This window comes from Microbulbifer variabilis, from assembly GCF_052467165.1.
The window spans coordinates 3,666,955-3,686,093 of the sequence record NZ_CP174301.1; the positions used below are offsets into that span (position 1 = coordinate 3,666,955).

Below are 19,139 nucleotides of genomic sequence, written 5' to 3' on the forward strand. Positions count from 1 at the left end.
GTTATGCGTACCGGAATAACCTTACTTTCAAGTTTAGCTACTTGTTCCAATGCCATATCCGGCCATATATAAGGTTTCTTCCTAAACGCTAATATCCAACTTAAAGTTAACCTTCGCTTCAACAGTCGTACCGTATATATACGCCTCAATTTTATCTTCTCTGGTGATAACCTTCTTGGGTTTAAAACTGAAGCCACATTGTAGCCTTTTGGAAAGCCCCTTACGCACAACATCGGGGCGCGCCCGACTCAAATCGACAAGGTGTTCTACGCCATTGACCAACAAGCGAATCTTTACAGGACAATCAGACTCTGTAACAGCCCAACCGGTAATCAGCTCAGGCTTAACATCAACAAACGCTTTCCCGTAACAGAGGAATGGGGTTTCTGCACCAATACGATCCCTCAGGGCTGCAACGCCTGCCTTCACGTCATCAACATAGCAGAGCAGTGCCTTATCTCTCTCATCATTTAAATCGTGCGCCTTAAAGTAAGCCTCACCCTTTTTTCTCTCTGCACTGCCAGCTCCAGAGCCTTTATGCTCCTTTTTCATAACATGCTCATGACGGGACTTAACCACATAATGATTAACTCTTATCCCATCATAGAGAACCTTGCTCGTCTTGGGCTCACACGGACTGCCATTCTCAAAGACCGTTGGTTGAAGATTCCCTGAATAATAACGTCCAGATTTAAGGATACATTCATGAACATGCATCCTCTCTACCATAGAGGGCTTTAAGATCGTCTTGATATGTCGATTGAAATCATGATCTTGTTTTGAGGCATATGTAAAACGCTCAATTACCAAGCCCTCATCCTTGAATTTATGACCGGACGACCCAAAGTTTCGCCAATTGAGTGCCAGAGCACCAGCATCCTCTAGTGCATAAAAACCAGATAAAACATCCTTTAAATTACTGCCATTTGTGCTGACAAGAAATTCATCGGCATCAATAAAACACAAAAGGTCAACTTCATTACCGAACCGATGCAACATATTATTATAAGCAGGCATCTGTGGACCACCGGTACCAACTCTGGGGAAATAAACCCTTTTTATCACACCGAGGCTGTCCAGTGCTTCCAATAACTGTGAGGATCCATCATCACTGACATTATCAGCAATATAAAAGGCATCAACACCTATCAACTGGTGATAGACAATCCATTCCAGAATATACTCATATTCATTTTTAAAAATCGCAGCGATTCCAAACTTCATTCGCGCTCCAAAAGACCATCTTTAGTCAACTATTCTAAGAAAGTTTCGAAAGTGGTCACTATTAAAATAACGTATAATCTAACAGGAGTGACAATCAGAAAAGTGCAGGCACACATTATCTCAGTCGTAGCACCAATCACACTAACAGCTGGTCCGGTGATCATGTCTGTAAAAAGAAGCCTGCATTTTTGAACAGCCAGTAAATTTTTTTATCTTGCTTCCATCATCGTTTTCAATATCAAATAGAAGGAAGTTCTCACGCCCATAAAAATACTGAAGCACATTTGAATGATGCTTGTACCACTCGTACTTCCAACGATCTATAACGCCTTCACGGTTACACGAATAGATTTGTTCAAAACGCCGCAAGTAACTTCCATCACCGTGATTAAGGCGACTCTTTATCCATTTATCCACAGGGCGTGTATTTAATATAAAAAGAGAACCTGGGTACTGTCGATCCAGTTCCTGATAGTATTTTTCGAAGGCATATAGGCACCGACTTGAAACCAGCTCCATATCGCTAAAGAAATCGAAATCTTCATATCCACTCAGCAATGGCCGTCCATGTAGATAGTTATCTTCAATCTGTAAAGCCAAGTTCCCATGATCCCAGTGAATAGCTTTATAGCCATTGCGCAAGAAAAAGTGGTTCAGGCTTGTCGTACCACACTTATTAAAGCCAATCTGAAATACTTTCATGCTAAAAATCTAAAAAACTTGTTTATTCAATGCCGAGCTAACTTAACGCCGTCAACACAGTGCATAGTGAGACGTTCGCGAGACTCTCTATTTTCTTCTGCTATTCTCAAGAAAATATCGCTAGCGCCATTTCCATCTACTTATTGGTAGCAACAGCGCCATAGCCATGGGGGTTTTTACTCTGCCACCGCCAAGTATCGGCCATCATCTGCTCCAACCCCAGATTTGCAACCCACCCCAATTCACATTTTGCCTTGGAGGCATCAGCCCAAAAAGCTGGCAGGTCGCCTGCACGACGTGGTGACAGCCGATAGGGAACTGTTACACCTGAAGCCTGCTCAAAAGCTCGAACTATTTCCAGTACAGAAGTGCCCCGACCAGTCCCAAGGTTAAATGCTTCTGCGCCTGACTTATCTGCCAGCCACTCCAAGGCTCGAACGTGTCCTATCGCCAAATCCACTACATGAAGGTAATCCCGCAGACAGGTACCATCCGGTGTGGGGTAGTCATCGCCAAATATCGATAACTCGTTGCGCTTACCCACTGCAACCTGGGCGATATAAGGTAGCAGGTTGTTAGGTATTCCCTGAGGATCTTCTCCAATCAATCCAGAAGGATGCGCACCAACAGGATTAAAATATCGAAGGAGTGCCACAGAAAGCTCTGGGTTCGCAGCGGCCGCATCCCGTAAAACCTGTTCTACCATCCATTTACTGGTGCCATATGGGTTACTGGTGCGACCAGTTTGTAGAGTTTCCACATAAGGCACAGGGGCCTCACTACCATAAACAGTGGCGGAAGAGCTGAACACCAGCTGCTTAACTCCAAACGCCTGCATAGCCTCCAGTAATACCAGACTGCCACTAACATTACTCTGGTAGTAGTCGATCGGCTTCTGTGAGGATTCACCTACTGCCTTCAGTCCGGCAAAATGAATTACGGCATGAATCGCATTCTCAGTAAAAATTTGGCCTAGCAGTTTGCGGTTTCTAATATCACCACGATAGAAGCGAATCGGTTTGCCGCTAATCGCCTGTACCCTTTGTAGAGCTACTTCGGAGCTATTGCACAGACTATCGATAACTACAGCCTCAAACCCAGCCTCTTGTAATGCCACCAGGGTGTGAGAGCCAATGTAACCCGCGCCACCGGTAACCAATACCCGTCTACCCATCGTTTCGCTATTCCCAATCATGCAACAGCATCCTCTGGAAGCTGGATCTGACTATCGGAAGCCATATCCCCAGATAGCATCAATGTATTCAAATAAGCCCGGTAATCTTCTGCTAAATCTGGATGGCGCAATCCGTATTCAACATTTGCCTTTAGATAGCCCAACTTAGAGCCACAATCATGACTCTTGCCGACCATACGATAAGCCTCAACTGTTTCCTGTGTCATCAACTCTGCAATAGCATCAGTAAGCTGAATTTCGTTACTGGCACCTGGTAATGTCTGCTCAAGTAAGGGCCATAGCTTGCGTGACAATACATAGCGTCCAACCACTGCTAAATTCGATGGCGCTTCAGCTGCAGGAGGCTTTTCCACAATGGCTGTCATTGGCTGCGAGGCATTTGGAGACAACGCTGCTCCCTGACAATCCGCCACGCCATATTTATGCACTTCTTCTACCGGAACCGGCTCAACCATCACCTGACTAACACCAATCCGATTGAATCGCGACAACATTTGCGCCAAATTATCCCGGCAGAGATTAGAAGCTGCATCATCGATAATGACGTCCGGAAGTAACACCGCAAAATCCTCATCACCCACCAATGGTCGGGCGCATAAGATGGCATGCCCCAACCCCTTCGCCTCACCCTGGCGTACATGCATGATAGTAACGTCTTTCGGGCAGATGGACCGAACCTCATCCAATAGCTGTCGTTTGACCCTGGCCTCTAGGGTAGCCTCCAACTCAAAACTGGTATCGAAATGGTTTTCGATAGAGTTCTTACTGGAATGGGTAACCAGCACAATATGTTTTATCCCAGCGGCAACCGCCTCATTGACCACATACTGAATAAGCGGTTTATCGACGATAGGCAGCATTTCTTTGGGAATAGCCTTGGTGGCCGGCAGCATACGGGTTCCCAAGCCGGCAACAGGTAAAATTGCTTTCATAAAATCTTATCTATCTGGAGACTACAAAGCTATTCTTAGCGCTCAATAAAGAACCATAAATATCAGAAAAGCCTTTGGTTTCATTTCCATAGTCTTCACTAGATTTTGCATAACGATACATAAAAAATGGGCGAGCCTCATTGTCGCATGTTACTTTCGACAAGTATCTTTCCACATTGCCAGTAAAAACAACATCCGGCCTATACAAATTATACATTTCAGTATGAAAATAAGGTGTTCTCAGAAACAGAATCTCATTAAAATAATAAGCAAGCATGGACAACATAGATCTAAAAAAAGAATCACCAAAAATCAAAAGGCGCTTATTAGTTATAGAATTTTCGTTGATATAAATATCAACAATTCCATTATTCCCTCCCCTGACACCATTACTGAGATATCTTGCACTTTTTGGGGAAGAAACAACTTCTACATCGTCCGGACCAAGGCCCAACTTAACTGATAAATCCCCTTGCGCTCGAATAGTCTTAAGATTTTCTGCAAGGATCTTTCTATGGTCTTCGAAAGAGACCTCTTCTAAAGCCTCCTTTAAGAGCAAATACGAAACCAACCTTTTCCCATACATACTCATATGAGTATCATGCTTAAGATATGGTTTTTCGACTAATTCCCGAAGCTCGGAGACTGGGTAAATTACAGAATTATCAAATTTTCTTTCCATGTAAAAAGAAAAAAGGCCATCAACTTTTCCCAAAGGAAAATCTTTATATTGAACAACATGTTTATCTGGAAAAACTACATGCTTAAAAGCACAGCCAGCTTTAGCACAATAACTCGCCCTAGCTGCGATATTAGCCCAGAAGCTCTCAATAGATTCAAGGTCTACAACCTTATCACCTAAGATATATTCCAAGGGATTATGATTGCCTTTCGCAAGAAAAAGCTCATCATTATTCCCTACCAATACACCATTTTCTACATTTATTGAATCCAAAATGATCACCAATTCAATATGTGAAAGATCTTAAGGTCAACCAACGAATTCACGTAATTCTCTCGAAATGGGAACACCATAACTATCAAGTAAAACTTGGTAGCTAGCCGCCAAATAGCGGCGGTTCTGATCATAGTTTCGACCAGAAAACTCACATTTTTCGATTATTTTATGAACTTGTCCTCCGGTGAAATCATCCCAATCACACCTAGGGAGCATCATAATATCAACCAATTCATTTGTTCTTGAGTCATGGGATACAAAAAATGAAGGAACATAACTTTGGAAGGCCAGCATATTCCCATGAAGCCGCGTACCTATTGATAGTTCAAATTTTCTTGCATACTCCATCCATGCTTCAGCGTTAAAAAAAGTAATAAACCTTTCTTTGGCGAAGCGCTCAAACACCTCTCTAGACTCCCCAGAACACCATAAGTCAGCCTGATGAGTCATGTGATGATTAGCCTCATCATACACCTCCCCACGCGCCAAAGAGACTAACTCGAAGGGATTCTGACAAACAATTTGAAAAGGATTATTTTTTATTGAAGAATGAAACTTTTTAAATGCCCCTTTAAACTTCTTCCTATGTGCATCAATATTCACCAAAATACTTATATTTTCTTCAGGAATATTCCTTAACTCACTTAAAGAATTTTCATTCTTTACACCCAACTCAGGATCTAAGTTTGTAAAGTTCGATGGACAACCAATAACCTCTACGTTATTAATGCCAAATGACTCAAGGACTGCGGCTGTATACTCTCCTCGAACAGCAATTTTCGTAGCCAAGTCACTCAAGACTTTAGCAAAGCGAACAGTGCCTTTCTTAAATCTAACTCCTTCATTCTTATGTGCCGCTTGTGCACCTAAACCAACCACCAACACTGGTAGATTGACTTTTTCTAATTTATCTGCCAACCCACCCATATCCCTATCAGGATGTATAAAATTTGATGCAGGAAGAACAACTAGATCAAATTCACATTGAATCTTCTCAGGATTGAAATTCCAGCCTTCGATATACTCTTTATCACCTAAAATTTGCCGATCTACCGCATTCCAGAATGCATAATTCCCCGTGTTATTTCCAGAAACTGAAAATGCTTCATCTGTATTTCTTTTAAATGATGACCCGTTTGGATTAGCACCAATAAATGCTATTCTCTTCATAAAGCACCTAAGGAATTAATTTTTGAATAAAGAAATCGACTAGACATTCAGATTCGGACAATGGATTCCATTCAAATCCACTTATACCATTTACCAGGGGTTCAGAAACTATAAATTCACTCATATCAGTTCCGATACAGAATTTATCAGCAAACTTCCTATTTGACTCAGAGTAATACCCCATCAATACCCTTGCATAATATTTTGGGAGTACAAACTCAACATCCTGATTGTTAAAGGAGATAAACTCTTCCAGCAGCTCTGGCGCAGACACGCCTCTCCGATTAAGAGCCAGCTTTAAAAGGACCTCTCTCTTTTTCAGGGAGTAATTCGCTCCTTTTGAATCTGGAATAGCGTAACCTGATAAATTTCCAGATATACCACAGACCTCAAAGAACTGTTCCTCTATCTTTTGGTTTGAACTTCGCACCTGATCAAAATTAATGATCGATACTTTCGCTCCAAGATCTACCCATTCCTGACAGTTGGCATAATAATCCAGAAGGCTATCTTTTTTTGACCAAACAAGATTAGAAGTTCTCCCTAAAGCTTTTACATCCTGGTTAAATCCTGAAGCCAGTAACTTGTCTTGTCTACGAACGGTATAGATAACCTCTACTTCATCAAAATAGGAAGAGAAGTAACTCAAAACCGACTTCTTATCGGAGAGCGTAAAATACTCAGATGAACAGATAGCTACAGAGCCTGTGCTAAATGTAGTCAGTTTTTTGGATATTTCAGATAATTTTTTTTCCTGCAGCAATCCGTTAATATCTTCGCGCTTTCGTAAGCGAGCATCCCCAATATGCTCACATGCAACAATATGTGGATCCCGCCCCGATATGACATCAACATCGTGATCAGCTTTTAGCCTTTTTGCATTCAGGTTCATATAGGCTTGAATATAACTGGTGCCTGTCTTAGGCATTCCGACATGCAGAAATAGTTTAGCCATGATAAATACCCATATGTTTATCTGCGCATTCACTAACAGTTAGAGGTTTCGGAATATTACTTGCGATCAGGTTCCAGCTACTATCCTCTCCACAAGCCTTCAGTATTGCCTGTTTCAGAGAATTACTACTCCCGTTACGGAAATGATGCCCACTTATATTATCGGAAATTTTTTCAACCATACCGCCGATATCACTACCGATCAAAGGACGGCCATAGTTAAAGGCCTCCTGAATAACCATCGGTGAGTTTTCCCACCATACCGAAGGAATAATCACCCAGTCGGCTTGCTCCATTAAGCGACCTATTTCATGGGACTCATAGGATCCATGCAAGGTAACCAAATCGCCCAGATCCTCTAACAACCCAAGAATTTTCTCCTGAAACTCTTCCGTCTGGCCTTGTAAATTAGCTCCGTGAATATCCAAATGAACCTTCTCTTGGATATCTTCGGGCAACAGTTTAAAGGCCTCCAGCAATACATCTACACCTTTAAAAGGATTGATCTGACCAAAGAAAGCGAAACGGCCGCGCCCTTCCCCTTCTGCTAAGGGACGAGGTGCAGGCGTTTCGATCTCCGGCTGGCCATTTTCGATCATTACCATTTTTTCTTCGGGGATTCCCCAGGCTTTATAGCGCTCAATCAGAAAATGACTGGGTGAGACGAACATATCCACCAAGTTAAAAATGGATTTGATATACTTCTCCCGCAGGAAGAAGTCCGCTGCAGAGCGCTCGGGGAAACAACGTGCACAGTCAGTGGGAGATGACTTATAACAAAGCTTCATCTGTTTGCCTGGCTTCACCATTTGGCCATTATTAGCACAGATAGCTAAATATTCGTGCAGTGTTACAACAAGACGTGCATCCGGTAAGGTATTTCTTACCTCACGGATCAATTCCAAACCCATATGAATGTAGTGATGAAAATGTACTACAGTCGGTTTGTAGCGCTTTAATAATGCACGAAATTCCTGCCAAACATGCTTTTTACAACCCGATTGGAACAGGAAAAAATCGGACATATAGGTATGGAATAGAATCTCTTTGTCCGAATTAATAGTGGAGAAAGCAGATCCTCCATGGGAAGGCTGGTCGGTACGTGCCAAAAAAACAGTGTCCAAGCCCAGTCGTTCGTATTCCTTAAACAGGTTATAGGCGGCCACTTCTGCACCACCCTTGCTGTGATCCGGGTGACCGTGGGAAACAATCAGTATTCTGTGTTCAGTCATTGATAATTCCTTAACGAACCAGCTGTTCAATCAGGCTTCCCCAGCGCTCGGTATGTTGCCAGGCGTTATAAAGGGTGATTTTAAATTTCCAGTCTCTATTTTCGAACAAATTTTGTGACATCCGCTCCAGGTGGTAGAGCTTTTCATCGGCAAGAACATAGTGACGGTAGCCTGCTTCGCGTAATTTCAAGCAGAGATCAGAATCTTCAAAATCCCCGAGTACATAAGTCTCATCCAGACCATCCGCAGAATCATATAACGCTTTGCTAATAAACATACACGCACCGGTAACTGCTGGTGATTCCATCACAGAATTAATGTCCACCAACCATTCCGGATTACCCTTACCTGGGTGTTCGTTCAACCATAAGTTGCCAAACTGGACACTATTGGAGAAAGTCATTCCCACATGTTGGATTGTGCCATCATCAAAAACCAACTTTGGTGCAACCACACCGACATCCTTCAGCGAAGATACTTTTTGTTCGATTCTGGATATCCAACCACTGCAGCTAGGGATAATATCTGAATTAAGCAATACTAAGTTATCTGCGCTGGCATAGCGTACTCCGAGATTATTAGCACCGGCATAACCCAAATTACGACCGCCGTAAATCACCTTGAAGCTTACAGGGAACAACATACTCGTGTCATAACAGAAAGGTATAAACGCATCATAGAGCCTGGGGTCATCCAGAACATAAATCAGTTCCGTCTCGGCAAAATCGGTATCCTCAGTAAATTGGGCTATCTGGTGCAGCAAGAAGTCATAGCGACCATATAGCGGTACTATCACACTGCGCTTGGGTTCTTTCACCTCTTGCCCGAACTGCAATATTTCCACTTGGGGATCTTCCAGGAGATAGCGCCGATTGGACCAAAGCGCAGACAGTGCCGGGCCAATATATTTACGCATATTGCTCTGGTATTCCCGGCCATCTACATTGAAATTCACCAGCACCTGCTGGCTGGCCTGGGTGATATCTTCACGAACGTTAGACTGCCGAACTGGCACTACGCCCAAGCCGCCCTCTTTTGTAAAAAACAGCATCTCTAGACTGGCTCGCTCTATCAGGTGTGGCATGGGCACCCAAGTGAAGAAGCCTGCCTTATAGTTTGGCTCAGCTCTACCGGGAAAGGCCTCTAAGACATCAATACGATCAAAACGTGCAGATTCCTCGAGCAAATTGAGACTGTAGCTGCCATCAGTAGTACGTAGCACTAAACTTGCCAGATCCCGCTGACCATCAAGTAGCCAGCCAGAAAGGAATAGTCCGTGGCCGGGCACTGCCAGAATACTATCCCAGTGCCAGTCAACCAGAGATTTGAGTTGGTTTTCTTCTAGTTTTTTTAATCCCGGAATTTCAAAGACCCCATTACCCATGCTCTCAAACATCAAGTTGAGCAATTCAGCCTTTTCTCCCGTACGCCAAGTCATACAGTGACCAAATAAGGTTTCACCGGTTAACTCTACAAATGGCTTAAGCTCTACCTCTTTAGACTGGCTGTCAGCACTTACAGTCATACGCAGGAAAGTGTTTTCCACAGCGACATCATAGGGCCATTCCACTAGGAGGCTATAACCCCAGCAGCTATCACCTTCGAATTTGAAATGTCTGTTTACATCTAATCGAGTAGTTCTCAGGGTATAATAATTAAGCTCACCTACATCCTGAGAGCTGCTGTCCTCTTCACTGCCGATATATTCAAGCCGGAAATCCAGAGATTTATATTCGGGGTGGAACGCCCAACCTTGTATCAACAGATGTCGTCTACCGATAACTCCACATACGTCTACCCATACCTGCACCTGCTCTGAGAACATTTTTTCCTGCACGGATCCAGCAGCCTTGAAACGTTTTCGTATCTTAATACCCATTGATTTATCCATCCTTACTCAGCGGTGCTGTATTGCTGTTCTATCCACTGTCGATAACTGCCATCCATCACTGAAGACCACCAATCCTCATTTTCTAAATACCAAAGGAGCGTTTTTCGGATGCCAGTTTCAAAGCTCTCCTGTGGTTGATAGCCCAGCTGGCTATTGGATTTCCGTGGGTCTATAGCGTAGCGCCGATCATGAGCAGCCCTGTCGTCCACAAAAATAATAAGATCTTGGGCTTTGCCAGCTATTACAGAAGTTGCCTGCGGATACCTGTTGGCAAGTATTGGTTGATTTTCAAACTCCCTATTCATCAACTCACAAATCATTTTTACGATATTGATGTTGGTCCATTCGTTAATTCCCCCGATGTTGTAACACTCGCCCAGCTCTCCTTTGCGGATTACCAAATCGATACCTCGAGCATGGTCCTCAACATAGAGCCAATCACGAATTTGCTGGCCATCACCATAAATTGGCAATGGCTTGTCTTGTAAGATATTGGTGATCAGCAGCGGGATCAGCTTTTCCGGAAAATGGTAGGGACCATAATTGTTTGAGCAATTACTGGTGGTTACCTTTAGTCCGTAAGTGTGGTGGTAGGCGCGTACCAGATGATCTGATGCGGCTTTACTCGCTGAATAAGGACTATTAGGTGCGTAAGGCGTAGCCTCACTAAATGCAGGATCTTCAGCTTCGAGAGTTCCGTATACTTCATCAGTTGAAACATGATGGAAACGGTGTATCTCGCGATTGACCCCCTCTTCCAGCCAAACTTTTTTTGCCGCTTTAAGTAGGCTATGAGTACCTATGACATTGGTCTGAATAAATACATCGGGACCACTGATAGAGCGATCTACATGGCTTTCCGCCGCAAAGTGTACCAATGTATCTATACGATGCTCTCTGAGAAGCGTTTCTACTAGATCAGTGTCACAGATGTCACCCTGGTAAAACTGGAAATTTGGACAATCCTTTACCGAATTCAAACTTTTGAGATTACCTGCATAAGTTAATGCATCTAACACGATAACTGTATCTTGCGGATAATTTTCTATCCAGTAGTGCACAAAGTTGGCACCTATAAAACCAGCGCCGCCAGTTACCAGTAAGTTTTTCATCTTAAGATCACTATTAATTTTAGTTCTTAAATATTAAAAGGGGGTTATTGCTCAACATTTCGCTGAAGTGCTTTATGAGATAAGGCTAATCTCAACGAATCACGCCAGTTCCTCAACTCCATACCTAGCTCATCAACTAAACGGCTCTTATCCAACACGCTGTAAGCGGGTCTTCTTGCAAGGGTCGGGTAATCCTTCGTTGCAATAGCTTTAATGATCAATTCCTTATCAAGGGGAATCCGGCCACTTGCCTTTCCCTCTTCAAAGATAGCTACTGCAAAGTCATACCAGCTGGCCACACCGAGATCTGTACAATGATAAATACCATACGCCTCTTTACTTTCGGCCAAGCAAAATAGAGCTTGTGCAATGGATCCGGTCCACGTCGGTGTTCCCACCTGATCAGCCACTACTCCTAGCTCATCGCGCTCACTCATCAGGCGCAACATCGTATTAACAAAATTATTACCATGGGCAGCATAGACCCAGGCTGTTCTTAAAATTATTGCTTCAGGAGCTATATTCTGAACAGCGGACTCGCCTTCAGCTTTACTGGCTCCATAGACGCCAAGTGGATTTACGGTATCAGATACTAAATAGGGGGAAGATTTTTTACCATCGAAAACAAAATCCGTTGATACATGTAGAAAACGTAAATTAAACTCTTTACAGGCGTGAGCCAGATTTTCTGCACCAAGCGTATTTATAGAGAAAGCTTTTTCTTTCTCTTGCTCAGCCTTATCTACTGCAGTGTAGGCTGCTGCATTAATAATCACGTCAGGGCAAAAATGCTCGACTGCCGAAAATACAGCCGCTCTATCAGAAATATCCAGTTCTTCTTTTGCCAGAGACACCAGTTCAAACTCATTGGGGCACTGCTGCTGAAGCTCAGTGGCCAGCTGCCCATTCTTCCCAGTTACTAGAATTTTCATAAGTGTCTCTTATGCCTGCTTACCAATGCACTAAAAGCAGCTCAGTTTGCCGCTCAAAAAAAGAAGTTTCCGATTCAACGAGACTGAATTACAACCAGAAGGGTAATTACACTCTTTTAAGGAAATAAGTCCTAAATTTCAGGCGAAATAGGTAGCATCCTTAAAGTATTTCCCATCCCGATCTTTCGGCGATAGCTGTGGCTGCTCATCACCGACGAGCGGCCATTCTATGTTCAAATCCGGGTCATTCCAAACAATCGACTGCTCATACTTTGGTGCATAATAATCCGTACATTTATAGACAAATTCGGCAGATTTGCTAGTAACATAAAACCCGTGCGCAAAACCTTCGGGCACCCAGAGCTGTCTTCTATTCTCTGCAGAAAGATAAACACCAACCCACAGACCAAAAGTGGTTGAACCTTTGCGTAGATCCACGGCAACATCAAAAACCTCGCCTTGAGTCACCCTAACTAATTTACCCTGCGTCTGCTCAGTCTGATAATGTAAGCCACGTAGTATCCCCAGAGAAGATTTACTATGATTGTCCTGCACAAAGACTCTCTCAGCGCACTCTCTATTAAAAACATCATCTCGAAAAGACTCAAAAAAGAAGCCACGCTCGTCCCCAAATACTTTGGGTTCGATAATTTTTACATCAGGGATTTTTGTTTCAATGATTTTCATACAACATTAGTAATCACAAAATAAGAGGGGAAGGCGCCGGCTGACGGCCCATCATGAACAACCGGCAATATTGCAATAGCCTACTGACTAAAATTTCTGGCTCGAATTATCCCGAAGCAATTCTTTTTATGTCCCTAGTGCGTATCGTCGTGCATTCAGAGTTGAACTCTCTCCACTCTCAATCAGTATTTGCATCAGGTATTTGCCGTAACCACTCTTCATTAGCGGATGGGCTTGCTTTTCCAAGTCTTCAGCGCTTATAAACCCTTTACGATAGGCAACTTCTTCCGGGCAAGCTATTTTTTGACCCTGACGCCGCTCAATAGTCTGAACAAAATGTGCAGCTTCCAACAGATTGTCATGGGTGCCAGTATCCAGCCAGGCGCTTCCTCGTCCAAGTCGCTCTACGTCAAGTTGCCCTTCATTCAGATAGACCTTATTAATATCGGTAATTTCCAGTTCACCACGAGCACTAGGTTTAATTTCCCGGGCAATATCACAAACCTGGTTGTCATAAAAATACAAACCCGTAACAGCATGGTTGGACCTTGGATGTTCGGGCTTTTCCTCCAGGCTTATGGCACAGCCTTCGCTATCAAACTCAACTACCCCATAGGCACGAGGGTCCGCAACACGGTACCCAAATACTGTGGCTCCAGCCTCTTTAGCATTGGCATGTTGAAGTATCTGGCTGAAATTCTGTGCGTAGAAAATATTATCACCCAAAACAAGTGCACTTTTATGATTACCCACATACTCTCTCCCAATCAAGAAGGCCTGGGCGAGACCATCCGGTGAGGGCTGCACTGCATAAGAAATACTGATACCCCATTGAGCACCATCTTCAAGCAAGCGCTGGTATAGGCACTGTTCCTCTGGTGTAGTGATAATTAAGATGTCTCTGATACCTGCCAACATCAGGGTTGTCAGTGGATAGTAAATCATCGGTTTATCATAGACAGCCATCAGCTGCTTACTTACACCTTTGGTCAGGGGATACAGGCGAGTACCTGAACCTCCAGCTAAGATTATCCCCTTTCTATCAGAAGATCCTTTCACAACCATTTCGCCCACCCTTGAATTTACATCCTTTAATGATCCGAGAACGCCCCTCAGAGATAAATTCAGGGGTTTTTGCCCGGTTTGTTTAATTGGACAGAATGCGATTATCAGTCAAAATTTATTTAAATAATTTTGACGTGCATAGTTACATACAATTAATGAAAACGGTATTACACGTGCCTACACTCGCCAAAAGCTATATTCATAACCGTAAAAGACAGGAGCCAAACTCCGCGGCTCCTGACAATTAATCAGCAATAATGAGGCCAATATGAATAAAAATAACGGGCACCGCGTACCAATTTAGAAGGAGAGAACTGCGGCTGTGCCAACTGCGATACGATAAAGTATCTCGGTGACATCTTTGGTTACTTGTAATTCACTAGACTGTATTTTTGGCATCACCATGATTTCATCTCCGGGGCGCAAACGATCTCCCAGGCGATTATCAAAGTCCCTATCATCAATACGACTGATAGTGCCATCGAGGTGCAAAATAACGAGTTCATCGCGATTAGCATTATTAGCGAATCCACCGGCCAGCTCGATATAGTCCTCTAAAGTACGCTTTTTGCTATACACAAGAGAAGTTGGAAATATAACCTCTCCCACTATTGAAACCGTTGAAGATTTTAGAGGCACTACCAGTTCATCACCATCCTCAAGAAGCATTTCCGCCGCGTTTGGGTTGTTTGCAATCACGACCTGCCCTCTGGGTTCAGCCTTGCGTGCCTGCTCAATGAAATTTTGAATCATCATGGCATTGTCTTTTTGCGCTGACTTCTCCAGATCAGTATTGGGCTGACGCGTTAATACTTCCATTTGCAGGGCATCCAACGAACGATCTAAAGCTGCTCTCTGCCTCTCGGCAACACTTTTACGGTAAAGCTGAATAGAATCTACATCAGCGTTGCCTCGGAAACTCAACTGATCTAACAATTCATTGAGTGTTGCTCCATAGGGAAGAACATAGGTAGCTGGACCATCCAGCTCACCCGATACACGTATCGAAATAGACTCAATATCGTTATCTCGTACTAACTCTACTTGTGCTCCAGGGTACAATCGCGTTGTCATAGCATCCGCTAACGGCATGTAATTAGCCTGCTGAACTCCACCAATGACCTGAGTAATTCGGGCAAAATTGGCTTGTGGGTCGGGCTTGGTCACAAGTAGCATTTCCCCAAGCTGGGTATAAGGCCCTACGAATTCCATTTGAGCGGGTTGCTGTACCGCACCTTCCACGGTTACCGATCCATGCCGCCCGCCCACTACAACAACATCACCATTACGAAGCTGGAGAGCTGGCATAATGCCGTCCACCAGGAAGTTGTACAGATTTACTCCTTGTATCTCCTCTCCCTGGCGCATGACTTTAATGTCAACAAAACTACCACTTTCTGCATCAATACCGCTGGCACTATCCAGATAGTACAAAATAGAATCAGAACTAAAGCCGTTGTATAGGCCGGGACTGTTAACATACCCGGTAACAAACACTTTTACCGGCTGACTAGCCTCTAAATTCGCGTACGCTTGTACATTATTTTTAAAGACGCGCTTTACATGCCGCAGGACAAAATCATTCAGCACGCCATTTTTAACGCCTGCAACATGAACAGGCCCAACTTCAGGCACAAAAATATTGCCCTGGGGATCAACTGGCAAGGTGGCACTAAAACTATAAGCACCCCAGAGCTGCAGATTGATTTGATCACCTATAGTGATCCGGTAGTCAGGATTAAAACCGCTAAATGGCTGGTCCTTGAAGGCTCCTTTAAAGAGGGATTCACCAAAAACTGGCACACCTGATCGCGGTATTTCTGTAGGTGCCACTTCATCTATTAGCTGAGTCTCTAGAGCTACAGACTGTATACTGACAAATGAAACTAGTAGCCCTACTCCTAAACCAAAGCTTCTTATTTTCCCTTTAATCATTTTCGTCATTCTTTGTAAATGAAAATTAACTTAGTTAATAAGAGGGCGATATTCGCCGGTTCTATCTATGAGCCAGGTCCTTCCCTGCCCAGGTTACACTCTGTGATCGCGAATGCTGGCGACTAACATTTTTACTATCCCATATAGCATCAATAGTATTATGGCGAGAGTTGTCAGGTTATATAGTTTGTGTGGGTATTCGGCTTCCTCGGCAAGAGAAGGCTGAGTCACTACCATTAAATGTTTTAGCTTACCTGAAGCCTCCATTCGGGCAGTTTCCAGTGCTTTCAAAGAAGCCGCGTAGGCATCAGTAGCAAATTGAAGGTCTAACTCCAGATTTTGAAAATGCGCTCCCAAGCTATTAAGCCTCTGGTCGCCCTCTTCCTCACCTATACCGACCAAGCGAACCTTCTCCATTTCAATTTGCTTTTCCAGTGCTCCAATTTCGGCCATCATGGAAACAATTTGCGAGGAGTCAGTATTCAGGTAGGTTTTAGCTGCAGTGAGATTCGCCCGCTGCTCTGCCAAGCGAGCTTCCAGGCCTTGAATAATGCTGCTTATCCCCTTGGTTAACTCCTCCGGGCTAACCACATTATTGTTGTTCTGGAAATCAAGAATCTCCTGTTTAGTACTTCGTAACTTGCTTTGCGCCAGTTCGACTTCGGTTTTCACAAAGGCAACTTGCTTGTCTGCCAGCTGATTGCTCACCGCATTGACAAAGTCTTCAGATTTTTGAGTAACTGTCTCCACCAAGAGCTGCGCAAAAGTAGGGTCATAGGCCTGCATATCTATTGTGATGATACCTGTAGCCTCATCATGGCCTACGTTGATATGGCTCCGGTAATACTCCAGGTAGTCTTCTTGCGTAGCATCTAGAGCCAGCCTGGAGAAAATGTCATGGCGATCGCTCTGGTAATACTCAGCCAACTTCAGTTTTTCATCGAGATACAGAGCCATATCCAGAGACTGGATATAGTTGACCACCAGGAAGGCATCCTGATTATCTGTGCCGACTCCTGGCATAAGGAAACCCAGAGCTGGTGAGGCCACTTGACTGGAACCGCTATCTTTTACAATTAGCTGGGTGCTACTTAAATAGCGCTCAGAAACCCAGAAAAGATAGTAAGCACTGACCATGATAAGTGGTAAGACAACAAACAGGGTGATACCACGCCACCGATAGAGATGATCTTTAATTGTTTTATCTTTCACTGATGCATTTTCCCCCACCCATTGCTTTAAGCTCTTAAAAGCGTTCCGTAGAGTGCTTTTCGCTTTATACTTGGCAAGGTCCATTTTTTGCTCTGCTTTGAGCGAGTCTCTAGCTTCCATAATCAACTTTTATACTTTAAGAGCCTTATTGGCGTTGCCAGCTTTGGGTTTGGGTCTAGGTTGTTCATCCTGGTATTTTTCAATAGCGTCATCCACCGTATCGAATACGGTAAGCTGTCCAGCATCAAGATAAATACCAACGTCACAATTTTTTCGTAACAATGGCATAGCATGGGCAACAATAATGAACGTTGAAGTTTTGCGCTTCTCGGCAATAATCTCTTCACACTTTCTCTTAAAGTGCGCATCCCCGACAGACATCACCTCATCAACCAAGTAAGTATCAAAATCTACGGCGATACTGAGCCCAAATGCGAGGCGCGAGCGCATTCCAGAAGAATAACTTTTTACTGGGGCATCGAAATAATCGCCGATTTCAGCAAAGTCCTGAACCCGGTCCATAACCTTGCGCTGTTCCTCACCCCAAATGCCATGTATTCCACAAACAAAAGCTACATTATCCCTTCCAGTTAGGCTTCCCTGGAACCCGCCAGAAAGCCCCATGGGCCAGGAAATTCTCCGATCAGTTACCACCCGTCCTGAATCGGGATAGTCAATACCTCCCATGATGCGTAACAATGTTGATTTACCCGCACCATTGCGGCCCAAAATACCGATATTTTTTCCTTCTGGAAAAGTCGAGTTCACATTGCGAAACAGTACTTTACGGCCATTTGGCGTACGATAAGACTTTGTTAGATTTTCCAACTTGATCATTGGCTTCTCACCAGGTCACGCCAGTTAGCCCTATATGTCAGCAAGCCAAAGGCGAGGAAAGAAACGGAAATAAATATCAAGTAGTTAAGGTTTCCAAAAGCTCCTTGATACTGAACAAATAACCCCTCTCGAGTAAGCTCAATAACATGTAGGAGTGGGTTCCATACCAGGTAAGGGTGATACTCTTCTGGAATTTGCTCCAGTGAGAAAAACACCCCAGACAAAAAATATAGCGATCGTACAATTATTGGGGACATCTTCGCAGCTTCAGGAAACCTTTGGCCAACAACACAGAGAGCCAAACTAAGCCCAAGGCAGAAGCAGAAAAATAGCAAGTTTACGACTACTAACAACAAGAAGTTATTAAAACGAGTGGACACTCCGAACCACGCTAGCAAGCCAAGTAAGCATGTCAGGGCTACTAAATAGATGGCAAACTCCAACAGCGTGCGAGTCAGTACTGCGTCAAATGGTCTCAGTTGCCGATAGTTAAACAGCCCCCTATTCGGCTCAATAGCAGTAAGCCCCTTCCCAAAGCAATGGCTGAAACAAAGGAAAGGCGCAATTCCAGATAACATGAACAATGCAGTGGGAATACCAGGGTAGAAGTTTTCCCTAACCAAGCTGAAAATTGTTACAAGCACCATCATATGCAGAGACGGTTCGAGCAGCACCCACACATAGCCCAGCCGCCACTTACCAAAACGGGTTTTCATCTCCCTAACCAGCATCGCATGAATTACATCACGCTGGATCTGCCACACTGTGCGTTGAACGGAGGATTCCATATCAGCTTTTTCTTTGATATATGTGAACCAGTTCCACGCCAACCAGGGCAACAAACTGGGATAATTAACTCAATTCCATTTGGTGGGATTTTTTTCACATTGTTACAACTGTTACACGCGCCTTTTTGCTGTGATCGTTGTTATTAGCGTGAAAAATACTAGGGTCACACACTTTATATAGCGAATCTTCCTGAAAACGCCAGTTGCGTCCTTAATAGGCGCGGTATGCTATCGCAGTCCCGCCATCAGCGTCTTGACGAATTAATTACGCGCCATTACGAACTTTCCTACACTAAATTGGTGAGATCAGACT

At 43.8% G+C, this 19,139-nt stretch carries 17 protein-coding genes; all 17 read right to left on the bottom strand.

The features are described 5' to 3' along the window. Window positions 1-81: 81 nt before the first annotated feature. On the bottom strand, window positions 82-1,224 hold the full coding sequence (locus tag ACJJIP_RS16195) for a glycosyltransferase family 92 protein (protein ID WP_444945582.1): 1,143 nt from the start codon (window positions 1,222-1,224) through the stop codon (window positions 82-84). 141 nt (window positions 1,225-1,365) lie between these two features. Beyond that, a complete protein-coding gene (locus tag ACJJIP_RS16200) occupies window positions 1,366-1,926 on the bottom strand; it encodes a sulfotransferase (RefSeq protein ID WP_020412113.1) in 561 nt (186 codons plus the stop codon). Window positions 1,927-2,062: 136 nt separating this feature from the next. Further along, on the bottom strand, window positions 2,063-3,100 hold the full coding sequence (gene galE / locus ACJJIP_RS16205) for a UDP-glucose 4-epimerase GalE (protein WP_444945583.1): 1,038 nt from the start codon (window positions 3,098-3,100) through the stop codon (window positions 2,063-2,065). A gap of 17 nt (window positions 3,101-3,117) precedes the next feature. After that, complete coding sequence (gene galU, locus ACJJIP_RS16210) at window positions 3,118-4,053, bottom strand: UTP--glucose-1-phosphate uridylyltransferase GalU (protein WP_444945584.1); 936 nt, start codon at window positions 4,051-4,053, stop codon at window positions 3,118-3,120. Between the two features lie 10 nt (window positions 4,054-4,063). Further along, entirely contained in the window at window positions 4,064-5,008 is a 945-nt protein-coding gene (locus ACJJIP_RS16215; RefSeq protein WP_444945585.1) for an alginate O-acetyltransferase AlgX-related protein, read from the bottom strand. 36 nt (window positions 5,009-5,044) lie between these two features. Then, entirely contained in the window at window positions 5,045-6,181 is a 1,137-nt protein-coding gene (locus ACJJIP_RS16220) for a polysaccharide pyruvyl transferase family protein (RefSeq protein WP_444945586.1), read from the bottom strand. A gap of 7 nt (window positions 6,182-6,188) precedes the next feature. Further along, window positions 6,189-7,136, bottom strand: coding sequence for a hypothetical protein (locus ACJJIP_RS16225; RefSeq protein ID WP_444945587.1), 948 nt, complete (start codon window positions 7,134-7,136; stop codon window positions 6,189-6,191). After that, the gene (locus ACJJIP_RS16230) at window positions 7,129-8,367 is read right to left on the bottom strand and encodes a glycosyltransferase family 4 protein (protein WP_444945588.1); all 1,239 of its coding nucleotides are present in this window, start codon (window positions 8,365-8,367) and stop codon (window positions 7,129-7,131) included. The genes ACJJIP_RS16225 and ACJJIP_RS16230 overlap by 8 nt, the downstream gene beginning before the upstream one ends. Window positions 8,368-8,377: 10 nt before the next feature. Continuing rightward, a complete protein-coding gene (locus ACJJIP_RS16235; RefSeq protein ID WP_444945589.1) occupies window positions 8,378-10,246 on the bottom strand; it encodes a glycosyltransferase family 2 protein in 1,869 nt (622 codons plus the stop codon). Between the two features lie 14 nt (window positions 10,247-10,260). Then, window positions 10,261-11,370, bottom strand: coding sequence for a dTDP-glucose 4,6-dehydratase (rfbB, locus tag ACJJIP_RS16240; protein ID WP_444945590.1), 1,110 nt, complete (start codon window positions 11,368-11,370; stop codon window positions 10,261-10,263). A gap of 44 nt (window positions 11,371-11,414) precedes the next feature. Beyond that, a complete protein-coding gene (gene rfbD, locus ACJJIP_RS16245) occupies window positions 11,415-12,302 on the bottom strand; it encodes a dTDP-4-dehydrorhamnose reductase (RefSeq protein WP_444945591.1) in 888 nt (295 codons plus the stop codon). Between the two features lie 138 nt (window positions 12,303-12,440). Beyond that, window positions 12,441-12,989, bottom strand: a complete 549-nt coding sequence (gene rfbC, locus ACJJIP_RS16250; protein WP_020412103.1) for a dTDP-4-dehydrorhamnose 3,5-epimerase — start codon at window positions 12,987-12,989, stop codon at window positions 12,441-12,443. Window positions 12,990-13,115: 126 nt separating this feature from the next. Next, window positions 13,116-14,054 (bottom strand): glucose-1-phosphate thymidylyltransferase RfbA, encoded by a 939-nt coding sequence (gene rfbA, locus ACJJIP_RS16255; protein ID WP_444945592.1) that lies wholly within the window; start codon window positions 14,052-14,054, stop codon window positions 13,116-13,118. 300 nt (window positions 14,055-14,354) lie between these two features. Continuing rightward, window positions 14,355-15,989 (bottom strand): polysaccharide biosynthesis/export family protein, encoded by a 1,635-nt coding sequence (locus ACJJIP_RS16260; protein ID WP_020412101.1) that lies wholly within the window; start codon window positions 15,987-15,989, stop codon window positions 14,355-14,357. Between the two features lie 93 nt (window positions 15,990-16,082). Continuing rightward, window positions 16,083-17,201: a KpsE/RkpR family capsule polysaccharide export protein gene (locus ACJJIP_RS16265; RefSeq protein ID WP_444945593.1), complete on the bottom strand. Its 1,119-nt coding sequence runs from the start codon at window positions 17,199-17,201 to the stop codon at window positions 16,083-16,085. 129 nt (window positions 17,202-17,330) lie between these two features. Continuing rightward, complete coding sequence (locus ACJJIP_RS16270; RefSeq protein WP_444945594.1) at window positions 17,331-18,038, bottom strand: ABC transporter ATP-binding protein; 708 nt, start codon at window positions 18,036-18,038, stop codon at window positions 17,331-17,333. Then, window positions 18,035-18,826 (bottom strand): ABC transporter permease, encoded by a 792-nt coding sequence (locus ACJJIP_RS16275; protein WP_020412098.1) that lies wholly within the window; start codon window positions 18,824-18,826, stop codon window positions 18,035-18,037. The genes ACJJIP_RS16270 and ACJJIP_RS16275 overlap by 4 nt, the downstream gene beginning before the upstream one ends. Window positions 18,827-19,139: the final 313 nt, after the last annotated feature.

Coding starts and splice junctions, on each gene's coding strand:
- ACJJIP_RS16195 (WP_444945582.1), bottom strand. CDS start 1,224: ATGAAGTTTGGAATCGCTGCGATTTTTAAAAATGAATATGAGTATATT.
- ACJJIP_RS16200 (WP_020412113.1), bottom strand. CDS start 1,926: ATGAAAGTATTTCAGATTGGCTTTAATAAGTGTGGTACGACAAGCCTG.
- galE (WP_444945583.1), bottom strand. CDS start 3,100: ATGGGTAGACGGGTATTGGTTACCGGTGGCGCGGGTTACATTGGCTCT.
- galU (WP_444945584.1), bottom strand. CDS start 4,053: ATGAAAGCAATTTTACCTGTTGCCGGCTTGGGAACCCGTATGCTGCCG.
- ACJJIP_RS16220 (WP_444945586.1), bottom strand. CDS start 6,181: ATGAAGAGAATAGCATTTATTGGTGCTAATCCAAACGGGTCATCATTT.
- ACJJIP_RS16225 (WP_444945587.1), bottom strand. CDS start 7,136: ATGGCTAAACTATTTCTGCATGTCGGAATGCCTAAGACAGGCACCAGT.
- ACJJIP_RS16230 (WP_444945588.1), bottom strand. CDS start 8,367: ATGACTGAACACAGAATACTGATTGTTTCCCACGGTCACCCGGATCAC.
- ACJJIP_RS16235 (WP_444945589.1), bottom strand. CDS start 10,246: ATGGGTATTAAGATACGAAAACGTTTCAAGGCTGCTGGATCCGTGCAG.
- rfbB (WP_444945590.1), bottom strand. CDS start 11,370: ATGAAAAACTTACTGGTAACTGGCGGCGCTGGTTTTATAGGTGCCAAC.
- rfbD (WP_444945591.1), bottom strand. CDS start 12,302: ATGAAAATTCTAGTAACTGGGAAGAATGGGCAGCTGGCCACTGAGCTT.
- rfbC (WP_020412103.1), bottom strand. CDS start 12,989: ATGAAAATCATTGAAACAAAAATCCCTGATGTAAAAATTATCGAACCC.
- rfbA (WP_444945592.1), bottom strand. CDS start 14,054: ATGGTTGTGAAAGGATCTTCTGATAGAAAGGGGATAATCTTAGCTGGA.
- ACJJIP_RS16260 (WP_020412101.1), bottom strand. CDS start 15,989: ATGATTAAAGGGAAAATAAGAAGCTTTGGTTTAGGAGTAGGGCTACTA.
- ACJJIP_RS16270 (WP_444945594.1), bottom strand. CDS start 18,038: ATGATCAAGTTGGAAAATCTAACAAAGTCTTATCGTACGCCAAATGGC.
- ACJJIP_RS16275 (WP_020412098.1), bottom strand. CDS start 18,826: ATGGAATCCTCCGTTCAACGCACAGTGTGGCAGATCCAGCGTGATGTA.